The sequence below is a fragment of the Spirillospora sp. NPDC049652 genome, assembly GCF_040675125.1.
Taxonomy (GTDB): domain Bacteria; phylum Actinomycetota; class Actinomycetes; order Streptosporangiales; family Streptosporangiaceae; genus Spirillospora.
The window spans coordinates 1-5,655 of sequence record NZ_JBFAOF010000438.1 but is presented as its reverse complement, the minus strand read 5'-3'; the positions used below and the strand labels follow the sequence as shown (position 1 = coordinate 5,655).

The 5,655-nt window shown below is 73.6% G+C and carries 6 protein-coding genes; all 6 read left to right on the top strand.

The features are described 5' to 3' along the window. Positions 1–72: 72 nt before the first annotated feature. The 6 genes from AB0J52_RS24510 (at position 73) to AB0J52_RS24485 (ending at position 5,517) form a co-directional block, all read left to right on the top strand. A complete protein-coding gene (locus AB0J52_RS24510; protein ID WP_500184463.1) occupies positions 73–711 on the top strand; it encodes an NUDIX domain-containing protein in 639 nt (212 codons plus the stop codon). A 314-nt stretch (positions 712–1,025) separates the two neighbouring features. Continuing rightward, positions 1,026–1,961: a site-specific tyrosine recombinase XerD gene (xerD, locus tag AB0J52_RS24505; protein ID WP_500184461.1), complete on the top strand. Its 936-nt coding sequence runs from the start codon at positions 1,026–1,028 to the stop codon at positions 1,959–1,961. 128 nt (positions 1,962–2,089) lie between these two features. Further along, entirely contained in the window at positions 2,090–2,974 is an 885-nt protein-coding gene (locus AB0J52_RS24500) for a ParA family protein (protein ID WP_500184459.1), read from the top strand. Between the two features lie 32 nt (positions 2,975–3,006). Beyond that, positions 3,007–4,041 carry a segregation and condensation protein A gene (locus AB0J52_RS24495; protein ID WP_500184455.1) on the top strand — a complete coding sequence of 345 codons (1,035 nt, stop codon included), beginning with the start codon at positions 3,007–3,009 and terminating at the stop codon, positions 4,039–4,041. Positions 4,042–4,192: 151 nt separating this feature from the next. Next, complete coding sequence (gene scpB, locus AB0J52_RS24490) at positions 4,193–4,789, top strand: SMC-Scp complex subunit ScpB (protein WP_500184457.1); 597 nt, start codon at positions 4,193–4,195, stop codon at positions 4,787–4,789. Next, entirely contained in the window at positions 4,786–5,517 is a 732-nt protein-coding gene (locus tag AB0J52_RS24485) for a pseudouridine synthase (RefSeq protein ID WP_500184452.1), read from the top strand. Before scpB ends, AB0J52_RS24485 begins: the two co-directional genes overlap by 4 nt. The last annotated feature ends 138 nt before the right edge of the window (positions 5,518–5,655 follow it).

The following is a 5,655-nucleotide window of genomic DNA, read 5'->3' as shown; positions in this document are numbered from 1 at the left end:
GAGGCCAGCGAGGCCCCGGGGCAGGTGCGCGGCCCGGCCCCGTACGGCAGGTACGTCCGCCCCGGTCGCCGAGTGACCGGGCTCGGCCCGGACGACGTCCGGGACGTCCCCGAGCGCTGGCCCACCGAGGACGCCGAGGAGGTCTTCGCCGGGCACGTCTTCCGGGTCCGGCGCGACCGGGTCCGGATGCCGAACGGCGACGGCTCCGAGCTCGTCGGCCGGGACGTGGTCGAGCATCCCGGCTCGGTCGGCGTCCTCGCCCTGGACGACCGGGACCGGGTCCTGCTGCTGCGCCAGTACCGGCACCCGGTCGGGCGCTACCTGTGGGAGGCCCCGGCCGGCCTGCGGGACAAGGCCGGCGAGCCGCTGCACGAGCTCGCCGCCCGCGAGCTGCTGGAGGAGTCGGGGTACCGGGCCGGGCGCTGGGACGTCCTGGTCGACCTGTTCCCGTCCTCGGGCATGTCGGACGAGCGCTCCCGGCTCTTCCTGGCCCGCGACCTGGTCCGGGTGCCCGACGAGGAGATCGACTTCGAGCGGGTGCACGAGGAGGCCGACATGCCGGTGGTGTGGGTGCCGCTGGACGAGGCCGTCCGCAAGGCCCTCGCCGGCGAGCTGCACAACATGCTCGCCGTGACCGGGGTGCTCGCCGCGCACGCGGCGCGCGCCAACGGCTACGCGGGCCTGCGCCCGGTGGAGGCCCCGGAGGACTGATTCCGGCCGCTTCCTCGGCTGTCCCTCCGGCCCGCTTCTTCGGCTGCGCCGGGCGTCCGCGCGCGGTCAGCGCGCGGTCAGCGCCCAACGCCGGATCGACACCGCCACGCCCCGCCGTCCGCCGGACGCGCGGGGCGTTGCGATAACCGCGCGGGTCCGGAGGGGGCATGATGGGGCGCGGGAGGACGTCACCCGCGTCCGCCCGCGCCCCCGAACGATCGTCCAGAACGAGGTCCGCACTGACTCCGAGCCCGGCCGGCCGCGGCGCCGCCCACCCCGAGAGCGCCCCCCCGGAGGCCGCCTCGGGGACGGCGCTGGAGTCCGCCGTGCGCACCTACCTCGGCCACCTGGCGGTGGAGCGCGGCCTGGCCGCCAACACCCTCAGCTCCTACCGGCGCGACCTGCGCCGCTACGTCGAGGTGCTGGCCTCCCTCGGCCGCACCGCGATCGACCGGGTCACCGAGGACGACGTGCGGACGTTCCTGGTCGGCCTCCGGCAGGGGGACCCCGACCATCCGCCGCTCGCCCCCGGCTCGGCGGCCCGCGCCGTCGTCGCCGTGCGCGGGCTGCACCGGTTCGCGCTGCGCGAGGGTCTCGCCGCGGACGACCCGGCGCGCGAGGTCAAGCCGCCGACCCCGCCCCGGCGGCTGCCGAAGGCGATCTCCCTGACCGACGTGGAGCGGCTGCTGGACGCCGCGTCCGTGCCGGGCGACGGCGCCGGTGACGCCGCGGCGGCCGCCCGCGCGCTGCGCGACCGCGCCCTGCTGGAGCTGCTATACGGCTCGGGCGCGCGCATCTCCGAGGCCGTCGGCCTGGACGTGGACGACCTGGATCTCGACGAGGGCTTCGCGCGGGTCCACGGCAAGGGCGGCAAGACCCGCGTCGTCCCGATGGGGGAGTACGCGCGCCGCGCCGTGGAGGCCTACCTCGTGCGCGCGCGCCCCGAACTGGCCCGCACCGGACGCGGCGGACCCGCCCTGTTCCTCAACGCCCGCGGCGGTCGGCTGTCCCGCCAGGGCGCGTGGATGGTGCTGCGCGCCGCCGCCGACCGCGCGAAACTGACCGACGTGTCTCCGCACACACTGCGGCACTCGTTCGCCACCCACCTCCTGGACGGCGGGGCCGACGTCAGGGTCGTCCAGGAATTGCTCGGACACGCCTCGGTGACGACCACTCAGGTTTACACTCTGGTCACGGTCCAACTGTTGCGCGAGGTCTACGCCACGTCACATCCGCGGGCGCGCGGCTGACAAAACGCGACGCATCGACCGCGAGTCGAGTTGAGACGGCGGCGGCGGGGCCATAGAGTCCCCGGACTGGTAGGCATCTTCGGCCGCCGGGGAGGGATCTGGTGACCAGCACTAAGGCTGCGGACGGCATGCTGTCCTCCGCCACCATCGAGACCGATCCGAGTCGTTCCCTGGGGCCGACGCGGCGTCCCGTCCCGGTGTTCCCGGAGCCCGAGCCCCTCGCGGAGCACGGGCCCGCGCGGATCGTGTCGATCTGCAACCAGAAGGGCGGCGTCGGCAAGACGACCACCACCATCAACCTGGGTGCGGCGCTCGCCGAGTACGGCCGCCGCGTGCTGCTGGTCGACTTCGACCCCCAGGGGGCGCTGTCGGTCGGCCTCGGCAAGGGCGACCCGCGCCAGCTCGAGGTGACCATCCACAACCTGCTGCTCGAACGCGACACCGAGTGGGAGGACGTGGTCATCGAGACCGGCGTCGACGGGATGGACCTGCTGCCGTCCAACATCGACCTGTCCGGCGCCGAGGTCCAGCTGGTGCACGAGGTCGGCCGCGAGTACATCCTCGCGGGGGCGCTGAAGTCCGCCGTGCCGCACTACGACTACATCCTCATCGACTGCCAGCCGTCGCTGGGCCTGCTGACGGTCAACGCGCTGGCCGCCAGCGAGGGCGTGCTGATCCCGCTGGAGTGCGAGTACTTCGCCATGCGCGGCGTCGCGCTGCTCATGGAGACCATCGACAAGGTCCAGCAGCGCATCAACCCGTCGCTCGCGATCGACGGCGTGCTCGGCACCATGTACGACTCGCGCACCCTGCACACCCGCGAGGTGCTCGGCCGCATCGTCGAGGCGTTCGGCGACAAGGTCTTCCACACCGTGATCAACCGGACCGTCCGGTTCCCCGACGCGACCGTCGCGGGCGAGCCGATCACCTACTTCGACCCGTCCTCGATGGGCGCCAACGCCTACCGCAGCCTCGCCCGCGAGGTGCTGGAACGCTGGAATCCGGAGGACTGAGCGGGCCGTCCGGTCCGTTACCGTTACTCCCTGTGCACCCGCCCGCCCCTGCGCCGACCCAGGCCGACGAGAAGGCCGACCTGATGGCCGACGCCCCCGACGACACCGTCGTCAGCGACGACGCCGCCTCCGCGGAGCCGGCGGACCCGTCCGGCGAGGGCGCGCCCGGCGAGGGCACGTCCGGGGACGGCTCGCCGGGTGGCGGCGCGTCCGGTGGCGCGGCGGGCGAGGAGGACGGCGGCAAGGGGTTCCGGGTCGAGCTGGAGAACTTCCAGGGCCCGTTCGACCTGCTGCTGGGGCTGATCTCCAAGCACAAGCTCGACATCACCGAGGTGTCGCTGCACAAGGTCACCGACGACTTCATCGCCCACATCCGCGCCCACGGCAAGGACTGGGACCTCGACCAGGCCAGCCACTTCCTGCTGGTGGCGGCGACCCTGCTCGACCTCAAGGCGGCCCGGCTGCTGCCGTCCGGCGAGGTGGACGACGAGGAGGACCTCGCCCTGCTGGAGGCCCGCGACCTGCTGTTCGCCCGGCTGCTCCAGTACCGCGCGTACAAGGAGGTCGGGACGTACTTCACGGCGCGGATGGCCGACGCGGCCCGCCGGTTCCCCCGGCTCGTCCCGATGGAGCCGCGGTTCGCCAACCTGCTGCCGGAGGTGCTGATCGGGCTCGGCCCCGACCAGTTCGCCCGGCTCGCCGCCAAGGTGTTCGCCCCGAAGGCCCCGCCGGGCGTGAACGTCGAGCACATGTACCAGCCGAAGGCGAGCGTCCGCGAGCAGGCCGAGGTGGTGGTCGCCAAGCTGCGCGAGCTGGGCCGGGCCACGTTCGAGCAGCTCACCGACGACGCCGAGGGCACCTTCGAGGTCGTCGCCCGGTTCCTGGCCCTGCTGGAGCTGTACCGCGAGCGCGCCGTGGCCTTCGAGCAGGACGCGCCGCTGGGCGTCCTGACCGTCACCTGGACCGGCGCCGACGACGGGGAGATCGAGGTCGGCGACGACTACGAGGGCTCCCGCGAGCCGGAGGCCGGGCCGTCCGACCAGACCGAGGAAGACACCGATGACTGACCGCCCCGAGGACCACCCGGCCCCCGAGGCCGCCCCCGGCCCGGCCCCCGACACGCCCGATGCGTCCGCCGAGTCCGGCGCGCCCGCGGCGTCCGGCGTGCCCGCAGAGACCGGCAGGCCCGCGGAGTCCGGTGCGTCCGACGAGTCCGGCGTGGCCGCAGAGTCCGCCGCGTCCGGCGCGTCCGCGGAGCCGGGTGGGGGAGACGGGCCGTCGCTGCGCGCGCAGGTCGAGGCGATCCTGCTGGTCGTGGACGAGCCCGTGGCCGAGATCACCCTCGCGCAGCTGCTGGAGCGGCCCGTCCCCGAGATCGCCGCCACGCTGCGTGAACTGGCCGCGGAATACACCGAGCAGGGCCGCGGGTTCGACCTACGGGACGTGGCGGGCGGCTGGCGCTTCTACACTCGTGACATCTGCGCGCCGGTGGTCGAGAGGTTCGTCACCGACGGGCAGCAGGCCCGCCTGACCCAGGCGGCGCTGGAGACCCTGGCCGTGGTCGCCTACCGGCAGCCGGTCAGCCGCGCCCGGGTCTCGGCGGTGCGCGGGGTCAACAGCGACGGCGTGATGCGGACGCTGGCCCTGCGCGGCCTGATCGAGGAGGCCGGGCAGGATCCCGAGTCCCAGGCCGTCCTGTTCCGAACCACCGGGTACTTCCTGGAGCGCCTGGGGCTGCGCAGCCTGGAAGAGCTACCGGACCTGGCCCCCTACCTGCCCGATGACCTGCCAGAAGAGATAGTCGAGGAAGCGTGAGCGACAACGAGGGCGTACGCCTGCAGAAGGTCCTGGCCGAGGCCGGGATCGGCAGCCGCCGCCACTGCGAGGAACTGATCGGCGAAGGCCGGGTCGAGGTCAACGGCGAGCGGGTGTTCCGGTTCGGCGAGCGCGTCGACCCCGAGCGCGACACGATCAAGGTGGACGGCCGCCGGGTGGAGACCCGGTCGGAGATGCGCTACTACATGATCAACAAGCCGCGCGGCGTGGTGTCGACCATGAAGGACGAGCGGGGCCGCAAGTCCCTGGCGGCCTACGTGGAGGTGCCCGAGCGGCTGTTCCACGTCGGCCGGCTCGACACCGACACCGAGGGCCTGATCCTGCTCACCAACGACGGGGAGCTGGCGCACCGGCTGACCCACCCGAGCTTCGGGGTGAGCAAGACCTACCTGGCCGAGATCCACGGCCCGATCCCGCGCGACCTCGGCCGCCGGCTGCGCAAGGGCGTGGAGCTGGAGGACGGCTTCGCCAAGGCCGACCAGTTCCGGATCTTCGACCAGGTCGGCAAGCGCATCCTGGTGGAGATCACCCTGCACGAGGGCCGCAAGCACATCGTCCGGCGGCTGCTGAAGGAGGTCGGCTTCCCCGCGCAGCAGCTCGCTCGCGTAGAGTTCGGACCGCTCAAGCTCGGCCAGCTCAAGCCCGGCCACATGCGGGCGCTGACCGTCCGCGAGGTCGGCGAGCTGTACAAGGCCGTCGGGCTGTAGCGCGGCGGCCGGGGCCGCCGATCCGCGGCGCGGCGGCGCGGCGGCTGGGCCCCGCGCCGGTGCGGCGGGTATGACCAGGGCTGGAAGCAACGGCGAGGACGGGAGGAACCCGTGGCGGTGAGGGCGGTCCGGGGCGCG